The sequence below is a fragment of the Mesorhizobium sp. B2-1-3 genome (assembly GCF_006442495.1).
Lineage (GTDB): Bacteria > Pseudomonadota > Alphaproteobacteria > Rhizobiales > Rhizobiaceae > Mesorhizobium.
Window position 1 is genome coordinate 152,448 of record NZ_VFWL01000010.1, and the last position, 23,487, is coordinate 175,934.

The 23,487-nt window shown below is 63.9% G+C and carries 17 protein-coding genes; 9 read left to right on the forward strand and 8 right to left on the reverse strand.

Going from position 1 to position 23,487, the window contains the following annotated elements:
• Positions 1-300: 300 nt before the first annotated feature.
• From FJ973_RS18220 to hutI, 6 genes are all read right to left on the reverse strand, one after another.
• Entirely contained in the window at positions 301-8,877 is an 8,577-nt protein-coding gene (locus FJ973_RS18220; RefSeq protein WP_140557045.1) for a glucoamylase family protein, read from the reverse strand.
• A gap of 267 nt (positions 8,878-9,144) precedes the next feature.
• On the reverse strand, positions 9,145-9,732 hold the full coding sequence (locus tag FJ973_RS18225; protein ID WP_140557047.1) for a HutD family protein: 588 nt from the start codon (positions 9,730-9,732) through the stop codon (positions 9,145-9,147).
• Between the two features lie 11 nt (positions 9,733-9,743).
• Positions 9,744-11,414, reverse strand: a complete 1,671-nt coding sequence (gene hutU, locus FJ973_RS18230) for a urocanate hydratase (RefSeq protein ID WP_140521725.1) — start codon at positions 11,412-11,414, stop codon at positions 9,744-9,746.
• A gap of 36 nt (positions 11,415-11,450) precedes the next feature.
• Positions 11,451-12,266 carry an N-formylglutamate deformylase gene (gene hutG, locus FJ973_RS18235; RefSeq protein ID WP_140494141.1) on the reverse strand — a complete coding sequence of 272 codons (816 nt, stop codon included), beginning with the start codon at positions 12,264-12,266 and terminating at the stop codon, positions 11,451-11,453.
• A 68-nt stretch (positions 12,267-12,334) separates the two neighbouring features.
• Positions 12,335-13,870: a histidine ammonia-lyase gene (hutH, locus tag FJ973_RS18240; RefSeq protein WP_140557048.1), complete on the reverse strand. Its 1,536-nt coding sequence runs from the start codon at positions 13,868-13,870 to the stop codon at positions 12,335-12,337.
• On the reverse strand, positions 13,867-15,102 hold the full coding sequence (gene hutI, locus FJ973_RS18245; protein WP_140557050.1) for an imidazolonepropionase: 1,236 nt from the start codon (positions 15,100-15,102) through the stop codon (positions 13,867-13,869). The genes hutH and hutI overlap by 4 nt, the downstream gene beginning before the upstream one ends.
• A 96-nt stretch (positions 15,103-15,198) precedes the next feature.
• Here hutI and FJ973_RS18250 point away from each other — a divergent pair, with 96 nt between their 5' ends.
• Together FJ973_RS18250 and hutC are read left to right on the forward strand one after the other, a co-directional pair.
• Complete coding sequence (locus tag FJ973_RS18250; protein ID WP_140557052.1) at positions 15,199-16,554, forward strand: formimidoylglutamate deiminase; 1,356 nt, start codon at positions 15,199-15,201, stop codon at positions 16,552-16,554.
• Positions 16,555-16,567: 13 nt separating this feature from the next.
• On the forward strand, positions 16,568-17,314 hold the full coding sequence (hutC, locus tag FJ973_RS18255; RefSeq protein WP_140557053.1) for a histidine utilization repressor: 747 nt from the start codon (positions 16,568-16,570) through the stop codon (positions 17,312-17,314).
• A 61-nt stretch (positions 17,315-17,375) separates the two neighbouring features.
• On the opposite strand, the gene FJ973_RS18260 is transcribed toward hutC, so the two are convergent.
• A complete protein-coding gene (locus FJ973_RS18260) occupies positions 17,376-17,720 on the reverse strand; it encodes a RidA family protein (protein WP_056562755.1) in 345 nt (114 codons plus the stop codon).
• A 220-nt stretch (positions 17,721-17,940) separates the two neighbouring features.
• Between FJ973_RS18260 and aztA the strand changes: the two genes are divergently transcribed.
• The 4 genes from aztA to FJ973_RS18280 all read left to right on the forward strand — a co-directional run bounded on the left by aztA (position 17,941) and on the right by FJ973_RS18280 (position 21,103).
• On the forward strand, positions 17,941-18,774 hold the full coding sequence (gene aztA, locus FJ973_RS18265) for a zinc ABC transporter ATP-binding protein AztA (protein ID WP_140494152.1): 834 nt from the start codon (positions 17,941-17,943) through the stop codon (positions 18,772-18,774).
• Positions 18,774-19,649, forward strand: coding sequence for a zinc ABC transporter permease AztB (gene aztB / locus FJ973_RS18270; RefSeq protein ID WP_140557055.1), 876 nt, complete (start codon positions 18,774-18,776; stop codon positions 19,647-19,649). The genes aztA and aztB overlap by 1 nt, the downstream gene beginning before the upstream one ends.
• Positions 19,650-19,678: 29 nt before the next feature.
• Entirely contained in the window at positions 19,679-20,620 is a 942-nt protein-coding gene (gene aztC / locus FJ973_RS18275; RefSeq protein WP_140557056.1) for a zinc ABC transporter substrate-binding protein AztC, read from the forward strand.
• 144 nt (positions 20,621-20,764) lie between these two features.
• On the forward strand, positions 20,765-21,103 hold the full coding sequence (locus FJ973_RS18280; protein WP_140494156.1) for a TIGR01244 family sulfur transferase: 339 nt from the start codon (positions 20,765-20,767) through the stop codon (positions 21,101-21,103).
• Here FJ973_RS18280 and FJ973_RS18285 read toward each other — a convergent pair.
• Positions 21,100-21,567 (reverse strand): Lrp/AsnC family transcriptional regulator, encoded by a 468-nt coding sequence (locus FJ973_RS18285; RefSeq protein WP_140515609.1) that lies wholly within the window; start codon positions 21,565-21,567, stop codon positions 21,100-21,102. The genes FJ973_RS18280 and FJ973_RS18285 overlap by 4 nt on opposite strands.
• A gap of 138 nt (positions 21,568-21,705) precedes the next feature.
• Between FJ973_RS18285 and hppD the strand changes: the two genes are divergently transcribed.
• From hppD to FJ973_RS18300, 3 genes are all read left to right on the forward strand, one after another.
• Positions 21,706-22,818: a 4-hydroxyphenylpyruvate dioxygenase gene (gene hppD, locus FJ973_RS18290; protein WP_140557058.1), complete on the forward strand. Its 1,113-nt coding sequence runs from the start codon at positions 21,706-21,708 to the stop codon at positions 22,816-22,818.
• Between the two features lie 69 nt (positions 22,819-22,887).
• Positions 22,888-23,112 (forward strand): type II toxin-antitoxin system prevent-host-death family antitoxin, encoded by a 225-nt coding sequence (locus tag FJ973_RS18295; protein WP_140557060.1) that lies wholly within the window; start codon positions 22,888-22,890, stop codon positions 23,110-23,112.
• Positions 23,109-23,486 (forward strand): type II toxin-antitoxin system VapC family toxin, encoded by a 378-nt coding sequence (locus tag FJ973_RS18300; RefSeq protein ID WP_140494162.1) that lies wholly within the window; start codon positions 23,109-23,111, stop codon positions 23,484-23,486. The genes FJ973_RS18295 and FJ973_RS18300 overlap by 4 nt, the downstream gene beginning before the upstream one ends.
• Position 23,487: the final 1 nt, after the last annotated feature.

Below are 23,487 nucleotides of genomic sequence, written 5' to 3' on the forward strand. Positions count from 1 at the left end.
TCGGTTAACGCGTCGCAAAACAATGCCCGTCTATCCCTTCCGTTCCCGTTTAGCGAACAAAAGATGACGACGATGCGAAATCTCACGTGATCACCTAACGGGTTGAGATAAAAGGTGAAATGTCAGCCTTGCGGCAAAATCATGGCAGCCGCTGAGCGCTGCCACATTTTTAATCACGGCGATCTTGCCCGGCATGGCCCGACCGGATCCGCCGGCTGCCCAAGCGGAGATCTGCAAATAGACAAAAGACTATCCCGCGCATTCCGGAGGATGCGCGGGACAGGGTTGAAGCTGTTGATTTTACGAGGGTATCTTCACGACAACTTCGACCTTGCTACCAGCCTTCGGTTGGAAAGACGCGGATTTCGTCTTCGAACCATCAACTTCAAGCGAGATCGACTTGGTCTTTTTGTCGCGGACGACACGCACCGTGACTTCGGCCCCCAGCATTTTGAGCGTGGCGGCGTAGCCATCCCAATGGCTGGGCAGTTTCGGCCTAAACGTGATCTGCTTTCCACGCCGCTCGATGCCGAGAATGCCTTCGACCGCCGCCCGGTACAGCCAGCCCGCCGAGCCCGTGTACCACGTCCAGCCACCGCGGCCGCCCTTGTTGTCGCTGGCATTGCCGTCGCCGGCGTAGATATCGGCCGCAACCACGTAGGGCTCGACGCGGTAGCGCTCTGCCGAGGCCTCGTCCAATGCGTGGTTGACCGGGTTCAGCATCGAGAAGCAGCGATAGGCTTCGTCGTTCAGCCCCATTTCGGCCAGCGCGATGACGAACCAGGTGGCGGCATGAGTATACTGGCCGCCATTCTCGCGAACGCCCGGCGGGTAGCTCTTGATGTATCCCGGGTCCTTCTTCGTCTTCGAAAAGGGCGGCGTGAACAGCTTGAGGATCTTGAGTTCGTCGTCGACGAGCAGCTTGGTCGCCTGCTGCATCGCCGTCGTCGAACGCGCCGGATCGCCCTCGCCCGAGAGCACGCTCCAGGACTGGGCGATGGAGTCGATCCTGCACTCCTGGGATGAGCGCGAACCGAGCGGCGTGCCATCGTCAAAACTGCCGCGCCGATACCATTCGCCGTCCCACGCCGTGCTCTCCAGCGCGCGTTTCAGCGCGTCGGCATGCTTTGCCCAGGCCTGCGCGTGCTTGGCATCACCCTCGGTCTTGGCCACGGCGGCGAAGTCGCCCAGCGTCCGCAGCAGGAACCATCCGAGCCAGACGCTCTCGCCCTTGCCTTGCTCGCCGACGCGGTTCATGCCGTCGTTCCAGTCGCCGCCGAGGATCAGCGGCAGCCCGGCGGGACTGCTGCGCGTAATGGCAAGATCGAGCGCACGCGCGCAATGCTCGTAGAGGGACGCCGTCTTTTTCGAAATTTCGGGCGTGAAGAAGGCATCGTGCTCGCCCTCGCCCAGCGGCTGTCCATCGATGAAGGGCAGCTGCTCCTTCAGGATTGTGGCGTCACCCGTCACCAGCAGATAGCGCGCGGTGGCATGGGCGAGCCAGACTACGTCGTCGGAGATCAGCGTACGCACGCCCGCCCCGGTGCGCGGCAGCCACCAATGCTGCACGTCGCCTTCAGGGAACTGCCGACGCGCCGCGTTGAGGATCTGGTCTCGCGCCAGTTTGGGATCGTGCGCCAGCAGAGCCAGCGTGTCCTGCAACTGGTCGCGGAAGCCGAAGGCGCCACTGGCCTGATAGAAGGCAGAGCGGGCGCGGATGCGGCAGGCGAGGCTCTGGTAGGGCAGCCAGTGGTTGACCATGGCGTCGAGCGCCTTGTCCGGCGTTTCGACCTGGATGGTGTCGAGGAAGCCGCGCCACTCGCGCTCGTTGTCGGCCAGACGCTGGTCGAAATCCCTGCCCCGATGCTTGCGCACCAGGGCGCTCGCTTCCGCGGCCGAGCCAGCGTCCCCGAGCAGCCAGAACAGCGTGACGTCGCCGCCGGCCGGAACATCGATGTCGCGGGCGATTGCAGCGCAGGGATCGTCGCCGGCTTCCACGCGGCCCGACAGTCCCGCGCCGCTCAGCACCGCCTGCGGAAACTCGCTGGTGCCGTGCCGGCCCAGGAATTCAGTCCGGTCTGCTGTCACCGAATGCACGCCGTCATCGGCGGCGAGGAAGGCGACGCGCTCGCCGAAATCGAGCCCGTAGGGGTTCTGTGCCAGCAAGGCGCCGGTGGCGGCATCGCGCGACGGAACGATGGTCGCCGCCGTCCGCGAGCGATGTCCGCCCAGCACCCATTCGGCATAGGCATAGACGCGCAGCCTGGCCGGCGCCGGGCCGGCATTCTGGATGCGCAGGCGGGAAATCTTCACCGGGTCGACCGGGTCGACGACATGGGTGAGGTCCATCGACAATGAGCCGCGCTTCGACCGGAAGGTGGAGAACCCTTGGCCGTGCCACGTCTCGTAAGTCATCGACGGATCGCGCACCATGGCGGCGAGCGGCGAGAATGCCCGGCCACTGGCGTGATCATAGATATAGATGCCCTCACCGGGCCGGTTCGAAACCGGATCGTTCGACCACGGCGTCAGCTGGTAGTCGCGGCTGTTGCGGCTCCAGGTGAAGGCAGCGCCTTCGGCGGAGACGTGGAAGCCGAACGAGGCGTTGGAAATAACATTGATCCAGGGTTGGGGCGTGGTGCTGCGACCGGCCAGGCGCACGACATAGTGCCGCCCGTCGCCCTCGAAACCACCGAACCCGTTCCATTGGCTGAGCCCGTGCCCGTCCGCCGCCAAGGCCTGCGAGCCAAAGGAATGCGTCATAGACGCCAATTCGGGCAATGCCGCCGGCTGCTGGGCATCGCGCGCCTGCAAGGCCGCCACTTCGGCCCGCTCGATCTGATCGAAGATGGTGCCGTTGCGCGTGTGCAGAACCACGCGCGCAACCGCAAGCAGCGTCTTGTAGGTGGTCTCGTCCATCAGGTCGCGACGCACGGCGAATATGTGCTGGCGCGGTCCGAGCTCCTTGCCGCGCAAGCGGCTGTTCTCGCACAGGGATTCGACTGCTCGCTGCAGGTCCTGCACATAGGAGGAGGCCTGTTCGTTGACGACGACGAAATCGATCATCATGCCACGGGTGCGCATGTACTCCTGGAAACGGAGCGCCTGGGCGACGATTTCGAGATCGGCGACGTCGCCGATCCTGACCAGGAAGATCGGGAAATCGCCGGAGATGCTGGTCGGCCACAGGCTCGACTGCTTGCCCAGTCCCGAAGCGATGGATTCGGCCGGCAGGCGCAGGAATGGATCCGGATAGATCAGATAGCGCGCCAGCTTCTGTACGTTGGCGGCGTCGGCCAGGCTGAGGCCGAGATGCCGGGTCTGCACCTGGCTGCGGGTCCAGGCGAGCATGGCCTGACGGGCAAAGCTCTCCGGGTGGTCGAGTCGGGCAATGGCCTCCTCCAGCTCCGCGCGGTTGGAACCGACGACGGTCCAGAAGGTCAGCGATATCTTCTTGTTGGCGGGCACGCGCACCTGGCGGCGCAGCGAGGCGACGGGATCGAGGGTGAAGCCGGAATGGCCGCCAAGCCGGGCGCCCGGATCGAAAGCCGCAGCGTCGACGATGGTGCGGCCGCGGCCGATGAAGGCGCGCCTGTCGGTCTCGGCTTCGGCGTCGCGCGCCGGGCCGGACGGGTCAGTGACGAAATGCACCATAGTCACGTCGGGCTCGCTGGTCTCGCGCTTGCGCCGCGTGGCGAAGATCGCCCCATTGTTGGGAGCAATTTCGGTCTCCACGAACATTTTCGAGAAGGCGGGATGGGCATTGTCGGATACCTCCAGCCCCAGCACCAGCTCCGCGAAGGAGGTCACTTCGATGTGACGGTCGGTCGGTCCCTCGTTGAACAGCGTCACGCGGCGGCCTTCGCCGTTGCCTTCCGAGATGACGATGCATTCGACCTCGGAGCGCAGCGTGCCGACCAGTTTGACGAAGCTCGCCTTGTCGTCGGAGAACAGCGTCTGGGTGCGCTCCTCGGCCGCGCGCCTGGGCTCCGCCGTCGCCGACCACCAGTCACCAGTGCCGGCGTCGCGCAGGAAGATGTAGGAGCCGAGCCGGTCCTCGGTCGGATCCGGCTGCCAGCGCGTGACGGACAGGTCGCCCCACCGGCTGTAGCCGGAGCCCGTCGCGGTGACCATCACCGAATAGCGGCCATTCGACATCACATTGGTCGAACGCAGCGCCCGCACAGGATCGAGCACGATGCGTGTGTCGGGACTCTCGGTTTCGGTCTCGTCCTTCGCCCGTTCGTCCGCCTCGGTCCTGACGGTCGCGGTCGGGATGTCGCGCGGCGCCCTCTCCTGGAGCAGAAGTTCGGCCGACTCGATGACCGGATCGCTGTGGAAACGGTCGCGCAGGCGACCCTCGAAAATGGCATCGGCGACCGCCGCGATCGACATGCCGGAATGGTGGGCCATGTAGTTCTGCACGACGACGTGATCGGTGCCTTCCGGCACGCGTTGCGGCGTGAAATCGACCGCGTCGTAGTAACCATGGCGGCCAAGCGCGCCGAGCTCCCGCAGTCGCGCTAGGTTCTGCACCGCTTCGCGCGGGTTAAATTGCGCGGCGAGCACGGTGGCGTAAGGCGCGATCACCGTGTTCTGGCCAAGGCCGCGCTTCAACCCGAGACCAGGCACGCCGAAATTGGTGTATTGGTAGGTCAGCTCGCGGTCGCGGGCGTTGTAGGCCGCTTCCGAAATGCCCCAGGGCACGTTCTTCTGGCGGCCATACTGGATCTGGCGTTTGATGATCAGCTTGCTGGTCTGGTTGAGAATTGAACCTTGCGGTTCCTTCATCACCAGCGGCGGCATCAGATACTCGAACATCGAGCCGGACCAGGACATCAGCGCGCCCTGGAAGCCTATCTCGACGATCGGCCGGCCAAGCCGGAACCAGTGCTCAGTCGGCAGGTCGCCCTTTGCGATGGCGAACAGGCTGGTCAGCCGCGCCTCGGAGGCCAGAAGATCGTAGCAGCTCTCGTCGAGTTGGTGCTCCTCGACCCGGTAGCCGATCGACAGCAGCTTGCGCTCCGGCCGCATCAGGAACGAGAACTCCATCTCGAAGGCGAAGCGGCGCGTGCGCTCGCGCAGGGTGAGCAGCTTGGCACGCAGCGCCTCTACGGCGTTGTCGTCGCTGTGGGCGTCGTGGACATGCGCCTCGCAGGTGGCTTCGAGCCTGGCCGCCCAGTCGACGATGACATCGCTCTGTGGCGATGCCGCCTCGGTGTGGATGGCGGTGGCGAGCTTGCGGATCTCGCCGGCCAGCACAGCCAAATTGATGGTGCGGATCGAGGCCATTTCCGGCTGCGCCTTGATGGTGTCGACGGCGCGCCGCATGCCGTCGAGGCGGTCGGCAAGGCGCTGGCGCAGCGGCCGCAGCTGACGGCGGTCGTCGGGCAGCTCATCCAGGCTCTCGCCGAGGATGGTCACTGTGTCGAGGATGCCCTCGAAATCGCCTTGGAGATGAACGGACGGCGCCTCGGCCCATTCGGCGCAGGCCGCCGCCACCGCCACCAAATGGCCGGCGAGATTGCCGCTGTCGACAGCCGAGATGTAGAGCGGATAGAGCGGCTTCAGTGTGCTGGTGTCGTACCAGTTGAAGAGATGGCCGCGGTTGCGCGGCATGCTCTCGATGGTCGTCATGGTGGCATCGATGCGGGTGATGGCGTCGGACAGGCTGATCCAGCCGAAATCGCGGGCCGAGACGACCGACAGGAGATAGACGCCGATATTGGTCGGGGAGGTGCGCGGCGCGACCACGGGCGCCGGGCTCTCCTGGAAATTGTCCGGCGGCAGGTGATGATGCTCCGCCGTGACGAAGGTTTCGAAATAGTGCCAGGTGCGGCGCGCCACGGTGCGCAGCGCATGGATGTCGGCCTGCGAGATGCGCAGCCGGTCCTCGGTCTCGGCCGAGCGGCTGATCCAGCTTGCGATCGCCGGGGAGCCAATCCAGAACAGAGCGAAGAAAAAGGCGACGAAGGCGCCGGTGGAATCGGCCAGCACCGGAATGGCGAGGCCGACGAAGCCGATGATCACGGCGCCGTACATCATGCCGTAGTAGGAGCCGATGTCGTTGTCGCCGGCCTTGTGCGCCTGCGAGGCGGTGCGCCATTCCAGCAGGTTCTGCCGGGAGACGAACAGCCGGTAGAGCGTGCGCACGATGGCGTCGCCCATCATCCAGGCGTTATGCGCCATCAGCACGATCTTCAAGGCCACCATGGCGGTGCCGAAGGCGACGTCGCGCGCCAGTGCGGAGAAATGGCCGCGCGGCGTCTGGTCACCGCTCTTGGGCAGTATGGCGTTGACGACGTCGAAAGTGGGCGCCATGAACAGGCTGAGGATCAGCAATGCCTGCCATTGTGCTGCCTGCGTGAAGGGCAGCAGCGTCCAGCCGGCGATCGCCGCCATCACCCAGAAGATCGGCGTCAGGGAGCGGCGCAGATTGTCGACCATCTTCCAGCGCGACAGTGCCGGGACGCCGGAGCGCGGATCGAGGATGAAGCCCAGGAGCTGCCAGTCGCCGCGTGCCCAGCGGTGGTGGCGCGAGGCATCGACCGAGTAGCGGGTCGGGTAATCCTCGACCAGTTCGACGTCGGTGACGAGCGCCGAACGCGCCAGCGCGCCTTCGAGCAGATCGTGGCTGAGGATGGTGTTTTCCTCGATGCGGCCCTGTAACGCGGCCTCGAAGGCATCGACGTGGTAGAGGCCCTTGCCGGTGAAGGAGCCGTCGCCGAAGACGTCCTGGTACAGGTCGGACACCGCAAAGACATAAGGATCGAGGCCGCGATTGGCCGAGAAGACCCGTTGGAAGAACGATGCCTCGTCGCCGCTGGTCAGCGAAGCGGTGATACGTGGCTGCAGGATCGTGTAGCCCGAGGTGACGATGCGCCTGGTGGCATCGAAATGCGGTCGGTTGAGCGGGTGGCAAAGCTTGCCGACAAGCGTAGCGACCGCATCGCGGGTGGTGCGCGTGTCGGCGTCGAGCGTCATTACGTGAACGACTTTTTCCGGCAGCGGCACATCGAGCGGCAGGAAGGTGGTGTCGCTGTCGCCGCGCAGCAGCAGGTCAAGCTCGTGCAGCTTGCCGCGCTTGCGCTCCCAGCCCATCCAGCATCCCTGCGCGGCATTATAGAGCCGGCGCCGGTGCAGGAGATAGAAGCGCGGCGCGCCTTCGGCGGGATAGCGGGCGTTGAGGCGGGCGATCTCGTCACGGGCGAATTCGAGAATCTCGGTGTCGGCCGCGTCGATCTCGGTCTTGCTGTCGGGCCAGTCCGACAGCAGGGCGAAGTGGATCTCGTCCGCCAGATTGGCGAGGTAGTGCACTTCGATGTTGCGGATGTTTTCCTCGACGTCGTCGCGCGAGCCGATCAGCGACGGCACCACCACCAGCGTGCGTGCCTCGGACGGCACGCCGTGCCTGTAGTCATAGCCGATAAGGCGCGTCGGCTTGAGGAACAGCGAGACAACGGTATTGAAGAAAGCGAGCGCGCCTTCGCTGGCCGGCACGGCAAATAGCGCCAGCATCAAGACGATCGAAGGCACAGACAGGCCGAGATTGGCAAGGGCATTGCCGGAAACCACCAGAAGCAGCACGGTCAGCGCAAAGACCGGCAGGACGATGCCCAGCCATCCGGTCTTGGCAAAGGTGCGCTTGACGGTCTGACTGACGGTCGGTCGGTAGCCGATCGCCTTTTCCAGCTCCAGCCGGCGTGGCCCGACAAGGAAAAAACCGACATCCGTGTGCGCTAAAGGAGCCGCAAGGCCATCTGCGCCGTCGGCGGCGGATGCAATTTCGTTGGTGATCTGGCCGGCCAGTTCGATCGCCTTTTCGGCGACGCGATATTCCGACAGATTCGAGCGGCGGGCCAGCTCTTCGATCGCGGTCCGGTACTGGTCACGCGAGAAGAAATCGAGCGCGGCGAAGTCGGTGCGCTCGCGCAGCACCGTGTCGATACGGCTGACGCCCTCGAACCACACCGTCCAGTCGATATCGTTGATGAGACGCAGGCCGCGTATGATGTTGCCGGTCGTCACATTGCCGCTGGACAGCGTATGATGCTCGGAAATGATGATTTCCTCAGCGTCCGAGCCGGTCTTCTCGAGTTCGCCTTCCAGCCACTCCAGCGCCTTGCCTGCATTCTGCGAGCCGTCGCGCAAGCGGTAGAGCAGTTGCGTGGCAAAGGTAGTGTCCTGGGCGTGCGCGCTGAAATTGGCCAGGATCGCTTGCCGGTCGCGGGTATCGTCGGTCGCCAGCACCTTGTCGGCGACATCATTGGCGATCTGGCGCATCTGCCGGGTGCGGTTGACCCTGACCGCAAGGCGGCGAAGATTTTCGATCAGAACGAAGCGCAACAGCGACGGCAGCGCCCAGAGTTCGCCGATCTTCAGTGGCTCGACCGACTGGAAGCCCTGGACGATGGCCTTGAACATGGTCGCGGAGACGGAACTGTCGGAATGCGCCACATAAGTCCAGGCCAGCGCCAGCGCGCGCGGCACGCCGCCGCCGTCCGGCAGCTTCAGCGTCGGCAGTTGACGATAGAAGCGGCGCGGCAGGTCGCGCTTGACCTGGAAAATGGTTTCCTCGACCAGATAGTTGTTGTCGAGCAGCCATTGCGCCGCGGGCGTGATGGTCTCGCCCCTCGCCTGCGCGGCGTTGGTCGAACGGTAGACTTCGAGGATCTTCTTGGCGCTGTCGCGGATGCGGGCCTGGAAATCGAATGGCGTCAGGCCGAACAGATCCGCGAGATCGCCCTTGGCCAGGCTTTCACCGAGCAGCCGAAGGCGTTCCTCCGGCAGGAAAATGGATCTTATCGGTTCTTCCGTGATGGGCGGGAAGCTCGCGCTGGTCTTTTCGATTTGTGCTGGATTCGTCTGAATATTCATTGAAAATTCCGTAAGCGGGCACTCAGCGGCGTCACCGCCACGGCAATGGCCCTAAAACCGATTCAAATGCAATTGGTTGCATGCCCAGCTTTTGCCGAAAATTGTTTCCGCACCACGACAAGGCATCGTCTTTTCGACCGTTTCAAAGACGAACGCCTCTCACTCCCGCCGAGACCGATCGACGGAAAGGATTCAGGCTTTTTCGTGATCCCGGCTGGAGCTTACCCTATATTTCGCCGGCATCGCGATCATGTTTGGAAACAAGCGTTAATCGTTGGCTCGAATGCCATCGATCCGGACCACGAATACTGTCGTGTCGTCGATCGGCTGGATGCGCAGGCCAGTTGTGGCTGAGGCAGTCAGGAGCGCGTCGAGGTGGCCAAGGCGAACAGGCTCAGCGGCGGCAACCACGAACTCCCCACCCAGACACAGGACGAGGGTCGCGCGGCTTTCAGTTCCGATTTCCAAAGGGTTCGAGATTACGAGGCGTTCGACGGAATGCCTCATGCGGCCGCGACGGGTCATTACGTTGAGATCGGTGATCGGGCCGGCGATCAGTTCGGCACTGGTCGGCCGGTCGGCCGGAAAGGAAAGCGGGGCTGAAGCGGCGGTCAGGCGCGCCGGCGGCTGGCCGGCGACATCAAGAACGATCCCCTCGCCTTCCAATACCGACAGGGTGCGGTCAATGCCGGCAAAGCTGGAGAACGGCCCGCTGCCTTCGACGCGGGCCATCGAGACACGCCAATCGAAGGTGTCGAGCCCGGCATCGGCCGGCGAGACGGCGATTTCCGTCGTCACGCCGCCGCCGTTCTTCCACGGCATCGATTTGTATTCGGCTGCCCGCAGGACGCGCATCGGTCGGCCTACTATCCCAGAATGCCGGGCAAATTGAGCTGATGCTCCCTGGCGCAATCGATGGCGATGTCGTAGCCGGCGTCGGCGTGCCTCATGACGCCGGTCGCCGGATCATTCCACAGCACCCGCTCCAGGCGCCTGGCTGCCTCAGGCGTGCCGTCCGCGACGATGACCATGCCTGCATGCTGGGAAAAGCCCATGCCGACACCGCCGCCATGGTGCAGCGACACCCAGGTAGCGCCCGATGCCGTGTTGAGCAAGGCGTTGAGCAGCGGCCAGTCGGAAACCGCATCCGAGCCGTCCTTCATCGCCTCTGTCTCGCGGTTCGGCGAGGCGACCGAGCCGGAATCGAGATGGTCGCGGCCGATGACGACAGGCGCCTTGAGTTCGCCTTTGGCGACCATCTCGTTGAAGGCGAGGCCCAGCCGGTGGCGGTCGCCGAGGCCGACCCAGCAGATGCGCGCCGGCAAGCCCTGGAAGGCGATGCGCTCGCGCGCCATGTCCAGCCAGTTGTGCAAATGGGTGTTGCCGGGCGTCAGTTCGCGCACCTTGGCGTCGGTCTTGTAGATGTCCTGCGGATCGCCGGAAAGGGCCGCCCAGCGGAAGGGGCCGATGCCGCGGCAGAACAGCGGCCGGATATAGGCCGGCACGAAGCCTGGGAAGGCAAAGGCGTTCTCGAAGCCTTCTTCCTTGGCGACCTGGCGGATGTTGTTGCCGTAGTCGAGCGTCGGCACGCCGGCGTTCCAGAAGGCCACCATCGCCTCGACATGCTCGCGCATCGAGGCGCGGGCGGCTTTCTCGACTGCTTTCGGGTCGGACGTGCGCTTCTCGCGCCACTCGGCCAGCGTCCAGCCCTTGGGCAGATAGCCGTTCAACGGATCGTGCGCCGAAGTCTGGTCGGTGACCATATCGGGGCGCACGCCGCGCCGCACCAGCTCGGGCACGATATCGGCGGTGTTGCCGACCAGGCCGACCGACTTCGCCTCGCCTGCCCTGGTCCAGCGCGCGATCTTCTCCAGCGCCTCGTCAAGCGTATCGGCACGCTCGTCGACATAGCGGGTGCGCAGCCGGAAATCGATGCGGTCGGGATCGCATTCGACGGCCAGGCAGCAGGCGCCGGCCATGACGGCCGCGAGAGGCTGGGCGCCCCCCATGCCGCCGAGGCCGCCAGTCAGGATCCATTTGCCCCTGAGATCGCCGCCATAGTGCTGGCGTCCGGCTTCGACGAAGGTCTCGTAGGTGCCCTGCACGATGCCTTGCGTGCCGATATAGATCCACGAGCCGGCCGTCATCTGGCCGTACATCATCAGGCCTTTCCTATCGAGCTCGTTGAATTTCTCCCAGGTCGCCCAATGCGGCACCAGATTGGAGTTGGCGATCAAAACGCGCGGCGCGTCGGGATGAGTGCGGAAGACGCCGACCGGCTTGCCGGACTGCACCAGCAGCGTCTCGTCCTCGCCAAGCGTCTTCAGCGAAGCGGCGATGCGGTCGAAATCGTTCCAGGTGCGCGCCGCCCGGCCGATGCCGCCATAGACGACCAGTTCGTTGGGATTTTCGGCGACATCGGGATCGAGATTGTTCATCAGCATGCGCAGCGGCGCTTCGGTCGTCCAATACCTGGCATTGAGCTTGTCGCCGCGGGGGCTGCGCACTTCGCGGATGTTGTGGCGAGGATCGGTCATGTCGTCACTTCCCTTTCAGATGAGCGCGGCGAGGCGTCAGCTCTCGACCCACGAAATCGCGGTCTCGAGGATGGATGTCAGTGTGGCGCGAATCGGCGCGGCGAAGGCGGCGTCGTAAGGGACCGGCCAGTTGTCGGGCGCGCCCTTGCCTTCGGGCTCGCGCATGTAGCCGCGGTTGGACAGTTCCATCTGCAGCGCATGAACGCCGTTTTGCGGCTGGCCGAAATGGCGGGTGATCCACCCGCCCTTGAAGCGGCCGTTGACCACGAACGTCTCGCCGGTCTCGGCCAGGATCCCGGCGACCTTTTCCTGCAACGCCGGATCCGTGCTCTTGCCGTCATTGGTGCCGAGGTTGAAGACCGGCAGCGTGCCATCGAACAGGCGCGGCAGCACAGAGCGGATCGAGTGGCAGTCATAGAGGACGATTTTGCCATGCAATCCGCGCAGCCGGTCGATCTCGGCCTGGAGCGCGGCATGATAGGGCATGAAGAATTTTCGGCGGCGCTCGTCGATCTCCGACGGTCCCGGTTCCTCGCCTGTACGGTAGAGCGGATCGCCGTCGAAGGTTTCGGTCGGGCACAGCCCGGTCGTCGCCTGACCAGGGTAGAGCGAGGCGCCGGACGGATCGCGATTGACGTCGATGACGGTGCGCGAGATGGCGGTGTGCACGACGGTGGCGCCAAGACCTGCGGCGAAATCATAGAGCTTGTCGATCCACCAGTCGCAGTCGCGCTGGCCAAGCCAGCTCGAGACCAGCCGGTTGTCGAGACCGGCGAGATCGATGCCGGTGTGCGGCATGGAAACCAGCAGCGGCGCGGTGCCTTGTTTTACCGTCAGCCAAGGAGGTGTCATGCGAGGCCTCCGCATGTTGGAGCTACGGCTGGGATGAGAAGGAACGCAACCTACCATGCCAAGCACTCTCATGAGGCAATTCCCGGCAGCGCCACCGCGCTCGCCGCCTTCACCGCTGCACCGCTGCGCACCATGGCGATGGCTTTCTCCATGTCGGGATGGAAATGCCGGTCGTTGTCGAGATGCGGCACCTCCGCCCTGACCAATTTGCGCACCGCTTCGAGTGCGGTGCTGGAAGCGAGCGGCGCGTGGAAATCGCAGCCCTGGGTCGCGGCCAGCAACTCGATGCCGATGACGGCCGTGGCGTTCTCGACCATGCCGATCAGCCGGCGCGCACCATGTGCGGCCATCGAGACGTGATCCTCCTGGTTGGCCGACGTCGGGATCGAATCGACGCTTGCTGGATAGGCCTTCTGCTTGTTTTCGGAAACCAGCGCTGCCGCCGTCACCTGCGGGATCATGAAGCCGGAATTCAGGCCGGGCTTCGGCGTCAAAAAGGCGGGCATGCCCGACAGCGCAGGGTCGACCAGCATGGCGATGCGGCGCTCCGACAGCGAGCCGATCTCGCAGACGGCGAGTGCAATCATGTCGGCTGCGAAAGCCACCGGCTCGGCATGGAAATTGCCGCCCGACAAGGCGGTGTCGTCCTCGGCGAAGATCAAGGGATTGTCGGTGACGCCATTGGCTTCCGTGCCGAGCGTGTCGGCCGCCTTGCGCAACACGTCCAGAGCGGCCCCCATCACCTGCGGCTGGCAGCGCAGGCAATAGGGATCCTGCACGCGCTCGTCGCCGACGCGGTGGGATTCGCGGATGGCGCTGCCGGCCATCAGACTGCGCAGCGCATTCGCCGTCTCGATCTGGCCGCGATGCTTCCTCAAGAGATGGATGCGCGGATCGAAGGGGGCGTCCGAGCCCCTGGCGGCGTCGGTGGACAGTGCACCCGCGACCAGTGCCGACTGGTAGAGAACTTCGGCCTCGAACAAGCCCGCCAGCGCGTAGGCGGTCGAGAATTGCGTGCCGTTAAGCAGCGCCAGCCCTTCCTTGGCGCCAAGGATGACAGGCTCCAGCCCATGCGAGACGAAGGCGACCTTGGCCGGGAAGCGGCCATGCGGCGTGAAGCATTCGCCGACGCCGATCATCACGGCCGTCATGTGTGACAGCGGCGCGAGGTCGCCGGAGGCGCCGACCGAACCTTGCGCCGGCACCACCGGGATGACATCGTTGGCCAGCATCGCTTCCAGCAGCTCGATGGTGCGCGACCGCACGCCGGAGGCGCCCTGCGCCAGGCTGGCAAGCTTCAAGGCCATCATCAGCCTGCAAACAGCGACCGGCATCGGCTCGCCGACGCCGGCGGCGTGCGAGAGCACGATGTTACGCTGAAGCGTTTCGAGATCCTGGGCAGGAATGCGGACGCTGGCCAGTTTGCCGAAACCGGTGTTGATGCCATAGACCGGCTCGCCCTTGGCGACGATGCGTGCGACAGCCTCCGCACTCGCCTTGATCTTTGGCCGGCAGGCATCGTCGAGCCTGGGCACGGCGCCGCGATAGATGGCGCGCCAGTCGGCCAGGGTCACGTTGCCGGGTTTCAGTACGAGTTCGGTCATTGTCCTCTCCAGATGCGCGCGTGCAAGGGGTTGAAGCCCATGCGGTAGACGAGTTCGGCAGGGCGCTCGATGCTCCAGATCGCTAGATCGGCGGATTTGCCCGCCTCCAGCGTGCCGGTCTGTCCGAGCAGACCCAGTGCGCGGGCGGCTTCGCGGGTCACGCCCGCGAGGCATTCATCGACCGTCATGCCGAACAAGGTAGCCGCCATGTTCATGGTCAGCAGCAACGACGTCAGCGGCGAGGTGCCGGGATTGTTGTCGGTGGCGACGGCCATCCTGACGTCATGCCTGCGGAATAATTCGATCGGAGGTTTCTTCGTCTCGCGAATAAAATAGTAAGCGCCGGGCAGGATCGTCGCCACGCTGCCCGATGCAGCCATTGCCGCCGCGCCTGCCTCATCGGTATATTCGAGATGGTCGGCCGACAGCGCGCCATAGCGCGCGGCAAGCTCGGCGCCATGCAGGTTCGACAATTGGTCGGCATGGAGCTTTACCGGCAGGCCAAGCGCCTTTGCGGCTTCGAAGACCCGTGCCATCTGCTCGACCGAAAACGCGATGCCTTCGCAGAAACCATCGACGGCGTCGGCAAGCCCGTCGGCAGCGATGGCCGGCAGGATCGTGGCGGTGATGAGATCGATGAAGGCGTCCTTGTCGCCCTTGGCTTCCGGCGGCAAGGCATGGGCGCCGAGAAAGGTCGTGCGGATCGTCACCGGGCGCTCGGCGCCCAAACGGCGCGCCGCGCGCAGCGACTTTTTCTCGTTTTCCAGGTCAAGGCCATAGCCGGACTTGACCTCGACGGTGGTAGCGCCCTCCGCGATCAGCGCATCGAGACGGGGCAGTGTCTGAGCGACCAGTTCGTCCTCACCCGCGGCACGCAAGGCCCTGACCGACGAGACGATGCCGCCGCCGGCCCTGGCGACCTCCTCATAGGTGGCGCCTGCCAGCCGCATCTCGAACTCGTTGGCGCGGTCGCCGGCATGGACGAGATGGGTGTGGCAGTCGATCAGGCCGGGCGTGATCCAGCGGCCCTCGCAATCGACGATCTCGGCACGCTGCTCGAACGCCGCCGGAATATCGGCTTCGGCGCCGGCATAGACGATGGTGCCGTCACGCGCGGCGACGGCGCCCTTTTCGACGACGCCCTGCCCTGCTGCCCCTTCGGCAAAAGTCGCCAGGCGCGCATTGCGCCATATGCGAACCGCCGCCGCCCGGCCTCTGCTTTCTCCAGCCATCATATTTTCCCTTTGAAAGGATGGCGGTTATGTATATACATATTAAAAAGCACCGCAAGTGCTATTGTCATCATAAGCCAGGATTCGGAGAACAACGTGACGGCGATCTTTGCGGAACAGGCGCTTCTGCCGGAAGGCTGGCGAAGCAATGTGCGCATCGCCCTGGGCGGAGGCCGCGTTGCGGCAATCGACGCCGGGGTTGCGCCGAACACCGGCGACGAACGCCACGCCATCGTCCTGCCGGGCATGCCCAACCTGCATAGCCACGCGTTCCAGCGCGGCATGGCCGGACTTGCCGAGTTGCGCGGCCCGTCGGCCGACAGTTTCTGGAGTTGGCGCGAGGTGATGTACCGTTTCGCGCTGTCGATGACGCCCGACCAGGTCGAGGCGGTCGCCGCCCAGCTCTATGTCGAGATGCTGGAGGCCGGCTTTTCGCGTGTGGGCGAATTTCATTATCTGCATCACGACCGCGACGGAAAGCCCTACGCCAACATTGCCGAAATGGCCGAGCGCATCGCGGCCGCCGCCGCAGAAACCGGCATAGGCTTGACGCTGCTGCCGGTCTTCTATGCACATTCTTCTTTCGGCGGCGCGGCTCCCAACGAAGGTCAGCGCAGATTTCTCAATGATGTTAACCGGTTCTCACGCCTGGTTGAGAAAAGTCGCGAATGCGTTCGCGCCTTGAATCAAGCGGTCATCGGCGTCGCCCCCCATAGTTTGCGTGCCGCGATGGTCGAGGAGTTGCGACAAGTCGCTGCGATGGCGCCGGACGGACCGATCCACATCCACGTCGCGGAACAAGTGAAGGAGGTCGAGGACTGCATTGCCTGGTCGGGGGCGCGTCCGGTCGAGTTTCTGCTTGGCCATGCCAATGTCGACCGGCGCTGGTGCCTGATCCATGCCACCCATATGACCGATGCCGAGACCATGGCGATGGCAAAAAGCGGCGCGATCGCTGGGCTGTGCCCGATCACCGAAGCCAATCTCGGCGATGGCATTTTTGCGGCGCCGCTGTTCGCGCAACATGGCGGCCGCTTCGGCGTCGGCTCCGATTCCAACGTGCTGATCGGGCTGCCGGACGAACTTCGGCAACTCGAATATTCGCAGCGTCTTGCCCACCGCGCCCGCAACGTGCTGGCGGTCGCCGGCGGCTCGACCGGCCGCGCGCTGTTCGACGCAGCGCTTGACGGCGGCAGCGTCGCCCTTGGCGCCGGCGCCTCGCGGATCGCCATTGGCGCATCCGCCGACCTCGTATCGCTCGACCACAGCCAGGCTTCGCTTGCCGGCAAGACCGGAGACGCGATCCTCGACGCCTGGATCTTCGCCAACGGCACCAAGGTCGATTGCGTCTGGGTGCACGGCCAAAAGCAAGTCAGCGGCGGCAGGCACGCCAGGCGCGACGCCATCGCGGCGTGTTTCCGCAATGTCATGACCGCGCTTTCGGCAGGCTGATCAGGGACAGCCCATGAGCATGGTGGCGACAGCGGAGACGGAGGGCGGCGAGACGGTGTCGCTGCATCAGCGCATCCTGTCGGACATAAGCGAGAAAATCCTGTCCGGCGCCTGGGCGCCGGGGCATCGCATCCCGTTCGAGCACGAGCTGACGGCCGAATATGATTGCTCGCGCATGACGGTGAACAAGGCGCTGTCGCAGCTTGCCAAGTCAGGACTGATCGAACGCCGCCGGCGCTCAGGCAGCTTCGTGCGTCAGCCGCAATCGCAAGCGGCGGTGCTGGAAATCCACGACATCAGGATCGAGGTCGAAGCGCTCGGCCTGCCCTATCGCTATGAGCGGCTGGCGCGCCTGAAGCGGCGCAGCAGCGCGCAAGACCGGTCGCTGCTCGGGCTTTCTGCCTCGGGTTGGGTACTATCGCTGGAATGCCTGCATTTCGCCGGAGAGCGGCCGTTCGCGCTCGAAGAGCGGCTGATCAATCTCTCCGCCGTCACGGAAGCCGGCGAGGAAGAGTTCCTCGACATTGCACCGGGCCCGTGGCTGATCGGCCGTGTGCCGTGGAGCGAGGCCGAGCATCGCATTCGTGCTGTTGCCGCCGACGAGCGTGTTGCCGATGCCCTCGACATCGGCCTTGGTGCGGCCTGTCTTGTGGTCGAGCGCCGGACATGGAGTGCCGAGCACCCGGTCACCCATGTGCGCTTCACCTATGCAGCCGAGAGCCACACGTTGGTGGCAAGATTCACGCCGTCACACGGATAGCATCTCTTCCCTTCTCCCCTTTTTGCCTCGCAAGGAAGGGGAGAAGGGAAAGCGCAGCGCCTCAGATCGCCGCGGTGATAATGATCTCGACCAGATATTCCGGACCGGCGAGCTTGGCTTCGCCGGTGGCGCGAGCGGGCGTGTGGCCCTGGGGCACCCACTTGTCCCATTCCGAGTTCATCTCGGCGAAAGTACCCATGTCGGCCAGCCAGATGATCGCCTGGACGATCTTGGTCTTGTCGGTGCCGGCCTTGGCCAACAATTCGTCGATCGTCGCCAGAATATCGCGTGTCTGCGAGGCGACATTACCGCCCGGCTCCCCAACCTGGCCGGCCAGATAGACGGTATTGCCGTGAATGACGATCTGGCTCATGCGTGGGCCAACATCGATGCGACGAATGCTCATGGGAGTTTCCTTCCTTTGTGATCGCGCCTCTTTAAAGTTGGCACCGGCTTCGGGCAAGGCCGAGCGTTCCAAATCCCCTTGGACCAGCGGCGCCGGAGAGTCACGGCAAGTTGAGCCGGCAGCCACAATTCCGCTCGATTGGCTTGTTGACTAATGTAATAACATCACATATCCAATCGGCGCTGCCCGGCAGCCGCACTACCGCCCCACGGAGCGTCAAATGACCGAAACCTGCCTGACATTCCGTGACTTGACGCTTGGCTATAACAGCCATCCGGCGATCCATCATCTGGACGGCATCATACGCAAAGGCTCGCTGACCGCCGTCGTTGGCGCCAATGGTTCGGGCAAGTCGACGTTGATGAAGGGTATCGTCGGCGTGCTGAAGCCGATGGCCGGCGCTGTGACGCGGGCGCCTGGCGTGCGCGCCGCCTATCTGCCGCAGCAGTCGGAACTCGACCGCAGCTTTCCGGCCCGGGTCGTCGATCTGGTCTCGCTCGGCCTGTGGCCGAAACGCGGGCTGCTCGGCCGCCATACCAAGGAGGATCGCCAATCCGTCAGCGAGGCGTTGATGGCGGTCGGCCTTGGCGGCTTCGAGACCCGCCCGATCGACACGCTGTCGGGCGGCCAGTTGCAGCGCACCTTGTTTGCCCGCGTGCTGTTGCAGGATGCGGATCTCATCCTGCTCGACGAGCCGTTCAACGCCGTCGATGCAAAGACGATGGGCGATCTTATTGCGCTGATCAAGCGCTGGCATGGCGAGGAACGCACAATCATGGTCGTCGTCCACGACCTCGACCTTGTCCGGCAGAATTTTCCCGAAACGCTGCTGCTGGCCCGCCAGCCTGTCGCCTGGGGCGAGACGAAGGAGACGCTGCGGCCTGAGAATCTCCTGCGGGCCAGGCGTTTCCATGAAGCGTGGGAAGAGAACGCGCCATGGTGCGAGCCGGGCGGACCCGATCATGACCATGACGGACATGATCACAATCATGATGAGCCTGCCCATGCACAGGATCGTCACCACCATCATGGCGCCGGACCAAGGGCTGCATGATGAACGTCTTCTACGAACTCTTCATCGCGCCTTTCGCCGATTTCGCCTTCATGCAGCGGGCGCTGTTCGGCTCGCTGATGCTGTCGCTCGGCGCCTGTCCGGTCGGCGTGTTCCTGATGTTGCGGCGCATGAGCCTCTCGGGCGACGCCATGGCGCACGCGATCCTGCCGGGCGCCGCCGCCGGCTTCCTGCTTTACGGGCTGGAAATCCTGCCGATGACGATTGGCGGCCTGATCGCCGGCATCGTCGTTGCACTCGGCGCGGGCGCCGTCTCGCGATTCACCATCCAGCGCGAAGACGCCTCGATGGCCGCCTTCTACCTAATTTCGCTCGCCGTCGGCGTGCTGATGGTTTCGGTCCGTGGCTCCAGCGTCGACCTCATGCATGTGCTGTTCGGTACGGTGCTGGCGCTCAACGATGAAGCGCTGACGCTGATCGGCGGCATCGTGCTGGTGACGCTTGCCAGCCTTGCCGTCTTCTGGCGGGCCTTGGTCGCCGAATGCCTCGACCCGCTGTTCCTGCGCTCGGTCAGCCGGTGGGGCAGTCCGGTGCATTTCATTTTCCTCGGCCTCGTCGTGCTCAACCTCGTTGGCGGCTTCCAGGCGCTGGGCACGCTTCTGTCGGTCGGGCTGATGATGCTGCCGGCCGCCGCGGCCCGTTTCTGGACCGTGCGCGTCGAACCGATGTGCGTGCTGGCCGTGCTGATCGGCTTTGCCTCCTGCATCGCCGGACTGCTTCTGTCCTACCACGCCTCGCTGCCCTCAGGCCCGGCGATCATCCTGTCGGCAGGCGTCGTCTATTTCGCCTCGATCCTGTTCGGCACGCGCGGCGCGCTGCGCGCCCGCATCGTCCATCACCGTCATCGGACGGCCTGATCTATCCCTAGCCTCCAAGGAGACCGCCCATGTTGAAATCGATCCGCGCCGCCCTCACGATGAGCGTTATAACATTAACTGCTCTCGGCGCGTCGTCGGCCTTTGCGGCGCCCTTGAAAGTGGTCGCGAGTTTCACCGTCATTGCCGATTTCGCCAGGAATGTCGGCGGCGACCGCGTCAACATCACCACCATCGTGGGACCCGACGGCGATGCGCATGTCTACGAGCCGAGCCCGGCTGATGCGGTCGCCATGGCGGGCGCCGATCTGGTGCTGGTCAACGGCCTGCATTTCGAGGGCTTTCTACAGCGGCTGGTCGATGCCAGCGCCACCAAGGCCTCGATCGTCACCCTGACCAAGGGCGTGGCGGCGATCGACTTCAAACCGGAATTCGCCGATGCGGACGCGGCGGAGGGTGCGGGTACCGGCGGCGGCAAGACGGTCACCGACCCGCATGCCTTCCAGTCGATCGCCAACGCCAAGATCTATGTGAAGAACATTGCCGAGGCGTTCTGTGCGGCCGACAATGATGGCTGCGTCAGCTACCAGACCAACGCCGCGGCTTACACAAAGAAGCTCGACGCGCTCGAAGGTGAAGTGAAGGCGGCGATCCAGTCCATTCCCGAGGCAAAACGCGTTGTCATCACCTCGCATGACGCGTTCGGCTATTTCGAGCACGAATACGGCCTGACCTTCCTAGCGCCGGAGGGCGTCTCGACGGACTCCGAACCGTCGGCCGCCGACGTCGCCAAGCTGGTCGAGCAGGTCAAGCAGGACAAAGCGGCGGCGATCTTCGTCGAGAACATCACCAATCCGCGACTGATCGAGCAGATCGCCAGCGAGACCGGCATCAAAGTCGGCGGCACGCTCTATTCCGACGCGCTGTCGCAGCCCGACGGCCCGGCCTCGACCTATATCGACATGATGCACAACAACATCACGCAGATCAAAGGCGCGATCCTCGGCAGTTGAGCCGCTCCGACCCAACCGGGCCCTCGCGGCCCGGTTGGATTTTCCGGTCAGCACTCGCTATTTGGCAGAGAAATCCCTCGGCGTGGATTGCCGGCCGTGCCGGGGAGTGGCAAGACTGCCCAACCAGATTGCGAGGACACCACAATGGAATACCGCGAGATCAGCGAGGACTATTCGGTCTCGGGCCAGATCCAGCCCGAGGACGTCGCCGCCATCAAGGCAGCAGGCTTCAAGAGCGTGATCTGCAACCGGCCGGACGACGAGCAGCCCGGCCAGCCTTCGGCCGACACGCTCAAGGCCGCAGTCGAGGCTGCCGGGCTTGCCTTCCGCTACATTCCCGTCATCAGCGGCCAGATCACCGCGGAGAATGTCGAGGACCAGGGACAAGCGCTCGACGAGCTGGAAGGCCCGGTGTTCGCCTACTGCCGTTCCGGCGCTCGCTGCACCAATCTCTACGGGCTAATCCAGCAGTCGAAGGGTTAGATCGGCAGCGCGCCCGTCTCCTTGAGCGTCTCGAGCACAATCGCCGTCTTGACGTGCTGCACGGATTCGTGCGGCAAGAGCACGCCATTGACGAACTCCGACAATGATTTCAGGTCGGGCGTAACCACCTTCAGGATATAATCCATTTCGCCGGTCAGCGCGTGCGCCTCCTGCACTTCGGGCAGCCGCGCCACGAGTTCGCCGAAGCGCCGCGCATTGTCGCGGTTGTGGGTGGCCAAGGTCACCGAGATGACGTTGACCAGCGAAAAGCCCAGCCGGTCGCGGTCAAGCACGGCGCGATAGCCCTTGATATAGCCGTCCTCCTCAAGCCGCTGGCGGCGGCGCGAGCATTGCGAGGCCGAGAGGTTCACCCGCTCCGAAAGGTCGTTGTTGGTGAGCCGTGCGTCACACTGCAACAGCGCCAATATCTTGCGATCAAACTGATCAAGACGCGCATCATTCATGATACTTCCAAAAACCATGCACATTTCATGCATCAGATAAACATTTCAAGCGTTTGAATGCAAGCACCGTGCGACCTGCCCGCGCTATGATGAGTTGAGAAGGCCTATGCAGGCCAAGCCAGCTTCCGGAGGATTATCATGGGTCCCTTCCCGCACGACGCCCCGCCCGCCAAGATCAGCAAGACCAACCCCGCCGGCACCGACGGTTTCGAGTTCGTCGAATTCGCGCATCCGGAGCCGCGGAAGCTGGCCGAGTTGTTCACCCGCATGGGCTACGTAGCCGTGGCCAGGCATCGCACGAAGGACATCACCGTCTGGCGGCAAGGCGACATCAACTATGTCGTCAACGCCGAGCCCAGCTCGCATGCGATGAAGTTCGTCGACAAGCATGGCCCATGCGCCTCCTCGATGGCGTGGCGGGTCGTGGACGCCAAGCATGCCTTCGAACACGCGGTATCGAAAGGAGCCACGCCTTACGAAGGCGCCGACAAGACGCTTGACGTGCCGGCGATCGTTGGCATCGGCGGCTCGCTGCTCTACTTCATCGAAACCTATGGCGAGAGGGGTTCGGCCTATGATGCCGAATTCGAATGGCTGGGCAAACGCGACCCCAGGCCGGAAGGCGTCGGCTTCTATTTCCTCGACCACCTCACGCATAATGTCTACCGCGGCAACATGGACAAATGGTGGGATTTCTACCGCGACCTGTTTGGCTTCAAGCAGATCCATTTCTTCGACATCGACGGCAAGATCACCGGGCTGGTCAGCCGGGCGATCACCTCGCCCTGCGGCAAGATCCGCATTCCGCTCAACGAGTCCAAGGACGACACCAGCCAGATCGCCGAATATCTGAAGAAGTACAATGGCGAGGGCATCCAGCACATAGCGGTGGGCACCGACGCGATCTACGAGGCCACCGACAAGCTTGCCGCCAACGGGCTGAAATTCATGCCCGGCCCGCCGGAGACCTATTACGAGATGTCGCATGCACGCGTGAGCGGCCATGACGAGCCGCTCGAACGCATGAAGAAGCATGGCATTTTGATCGACGGCGAAGGTGTGGTCGACGGCGGCACGACGAAGATCCTCTTGCAGATCTTCTCCAAGACCGTGATCGGACCAATCTTCTTCGAATTTATCCAGCGCAAGGGCGACGAAGGCTTTGGCGAAGGCAATTTCCGCGCACTGTTCGAATCGATCGAGCAGGACCAGATCAAGCGCGGCGTGATCAAGGTGCAGGCCGCGGAGTAGATCGATCCCGACCGGCGGCTTGCGGTTCGATAAATTATGACCTAAATTATGGTCACAAAGGATCGAGCCATGAATGTTTCCATCGCCGAGGCCAAGGCCAAATTGTCGGAACTCGTCAGCCGCGCGGAAGCCGGTGAAGAGATTGTACTCACGCGCCACGGCAAGGTAGCTGCGCGTATCGTGCCTCCGGCAACGGCGGAACCCTTGCCGCGTATCGGCGCGTTGAAAGGCAAGATCTGGATTGCGGACGATTTTGACGAACTCGGCCCCGAATGGGACGAGTACGTCAAATGATGATCGGCCCGTTTCTCGCCGATACACATATCATCCTTTGGTCGATTTCGGACGATCGACGTCTCAGCAAGCACTACCGCGCCATCCTGGCTTCGGAAGCGGTGGTGTTCGCCAGCGCGGCAAGCGTCTGGGAAATTGCCATCAAGCGCTCAATCAGAAAACTCGATGCGCCGGATGATCTGCCAACACTGCTTCCAAGGATGCAATTTCAGCCGCTCGCCGTCACCTTCCAGCATGCGAACGCTGTCGCTGGCCTACCCCACCACCATGGCGATCCATTCGACAGACTACTGATTGCGCAGGCGCAAATGGACAAACTAACCATCATGACATCCGACCCGCATTTCGCCCGCTACGACGTCGCCCTGACATAAG

Bases quoted from the DNA above. Each gene is read 5' to 3' on its own strand.
- FJ973_RS18220 (WP_140557045.1), bottom strand. From the start codon at position 8,877: ATGAATATTCAGACGAATCCAGCACAAATCGAAAAGACCAGCGCGAGC.
- FJ973_RS18225 (WP_140557047.1), bottom strand. From the start codon at position 9,732: ATGCGCGTCCTGCGGGCAGCCGAATACAAATCGATGCCGTGGAAGAAC.
- hutU (WP_140521725.1), bottom strand. From the start codon at position 11,414: ATGACCGATCCTCGCCACAACATCCGCGAAGTGCGCAGCCCCCGCGGC.
- hutG (WP_140494141.1), bottom strand. From the start codon at position 12,266: ATGACACCTCCTTGGCTGACGGTAAAACAAGGCACCGCGCCGCTGCTG.
- hutH (WP_140557048.1), bottom strand. From the start codon at position 13,870: ATGACCGAACTCGTACTGAAACCCGGCAACGTGACCCTGGCCGACTGG.
- hutI (WP_140557050.1), bottom strand. From the start codon at position 15,102: ATGGCTGGAGAAAGCAGAGGCCGGGCGGCGGCGGTTCGCATATGGCGC.
- hutC (WP_140557053.1), top strand. From the start codon at position 16,568: ATGAGCATGGTGGCGACAGCGGAGACGGAGGGCGGCGAGACGGTGTCG.
- FJ973_RS18260 (WP_056562755.1), bottom strand. From the start codon at position 17,720: ATGAGCATTCGTCGCATCGATGTTGGCCCACGCATGAGCCAGATCGTC.
- aztA (WP_140494152.1), top strand. From the start codon at position 17,941: ATGACCGAAACCTGCCTGACATTCCGTGACTTGACGCTTGGCTATAAC.
- aztB (WP_140557055.1), top strand. From the start codon at position 18,774: ATGAACGTCTTCTACGAACTCTTCATCGCGCCTTTCGCCGATTTCGCC.
- aztC (WP_140557056.1), top strand. From the start codon at position 19,679: ATGTTGAAATCGATCCGCGCCGCCCTCACGATGAGCGTTATAACATTA.
- FJ973_RS18280 (WP_140494156.1), top strand. From the start codon at position 20,765: ATGGAATACCGCGAGATCAGCGAGGACTATTCGGTCTCGGGCCAGATC.
- FJ973_RS18285 (WP_140515609.1), bottom strand. From the start codon at position 21,567: ATGAATGATGCGCGTCTTGATCAGTTTGATCGCAAGATATTGGCGCTG.
- hppD (WP_140557058.1), top strand. From the start codon at position 21,706: ATGGGTCCCTTCCCGCACGACGCCCCGCCCGCCAAGATCAGCAAGACC.
- FJ973_RS18295 (WP_140557060.1), top strand. From the start codon at position 22,888: ATGAATGTTTCCATCGCCGAGGCCAAGGCCAAATTGTCGGAACTCGTC.
- FJ973_RS18300 (WP_140494162.1), top strand. From the start codon at position 23,109: ATGATGATCGGCCCGTTTCTCGCCGATACACATATCATCCTTTGGTCG.